Source organism: Roseicella aerolata, assembly GCF_020523605.1.
Lineage (GTDB): Bacteria > Pseudomonadota > Alphaproteobacteria > Acetobacterales > Acetobacteraceae > Paracraurococcus > Paracraurococcus aerolatus.
This window is the reverse complement of sequence record NZ_JAJAQI010000154.1, coordinates 1-1222: the sequence shown is the minus strand read 5'-3', so window position 1 is coordinate 1222 and position 1222 is coordinate 1. Positions and strand designations below refer to the sequence as shown.

Sequence of the window (1222 nt, the reverse complement as noted above, 5' to 3'; positions counted from 1 at the left end):
CGAAGCAGCGGCGGTGCTCGCCGACCACCCGGCCGTCCTGGCGGAACTCGATCCGCTCGGCATAGGCGCGGATCTCTACAGGCCGCCCGACAGCGCCGGCGACAACCGAGTATCGGTTGTTGTCGAACCTCACCAGGCAGGTCTTCGACACCGCGGCGGGCACCGCGTGGAAGCCGTCGAACCGGCCGGTGTAGGCCACCAGGCTCGGCCGCTCCGCCTCGAACACCTCCCAGGTCGTCCGCTCCCGCAGTTCGGGATGCCGATGCGCCCGGGCGTGCGCCACGCAGCGGTCGAGCAGCAGCGCGTTCAGCTCCTCGTAGCTCTTCACCCGCAGCCGCGGCGAGAAGAACCGCTCCCGCACCAGCCCGACCTGGTTCTCGACCTGGCCCTTTTCCCAGCCCGACGACGGCGTGCAGGCCACCGGATCGACCAGGTAGTGGCTGCACATCTGCAGGAAGCGTCGGTTGTAGGCTCGCTCCTTGCCCACGAAGATCGCGTCCACCGCCGTCTTCATGTTGTCATAGATCCCGCGCGTGCAGGCACCCCGGAAGAATGCGAAGGCGCGGTCGTGCGCGTCAAACACCATCTCCTGCGTCTCGCGCGGATAGGCCCGCACGAACATCATCCGGCTGTGGCACAGCCGCACATGCGCGACCTTCACCGTCACCGTCGCGCCGTCCATCACCACGACCTCGTGGCTCCAGTCGAACTGATACGCCTCGCCGGGTGCGAAGCTCAGCGGCACGAAGGCCGCCGATGGCATCGATGCGCGGGATGTCTCCCACGCCCGTGCATGCCGACGTACCGTGTCGTAGCCGCCTTCGTAGCCGAGACCCCGCAGTGCCTCGAACAGGCGGATCAGCGTCAGCTTTTCGCGCGACGATCGCGCCGCGTTCTCCTCCAGGAGCCGGTCCAGCTCGCCGTGCCAGGCGCCCAGCTTCGGCAAGGGCTGGCGTGTCCGCTCATAGCGGAACTCCGTCGCGCCCGACCGCAGGACCTTCCGGACCACCTTCCGCGACAAGCCGAGCTCACGGCAGATCGCCTTGATCGAACGACCTTCCGACAGATGCAGCCGCCGGATCTTCGCAACCGTCTCCACGACCAGCATCCCGTCCATGGCTCCCGCCCATCCCGGAAGCCAGCCTGAACCCCTCCTCAGAGGGGTCCCTTTTGGACGCCGATCACCCCTCCAAGGGGGTCCCTATTCCACGCCGAATCACAG

At 67.6% G+C, this 1222-nt stretch carries 1 protein-coding gene; it reads right to left on the bottom strand.

Annotation, left to right across the window (positions count from 1 at the left end):
- Positions 1 to 1108, bottom strand: a 1108-nt coding sequence (istA, locus tag LHA35_RS28290) for an IS21 family transposase (RefSeq protein ID WP_226615192.1), incomplete at its 3' end; no start/stop codon positions are given.
- Positions 1109 to 1222: the final 114 nt, after the last annotated feature.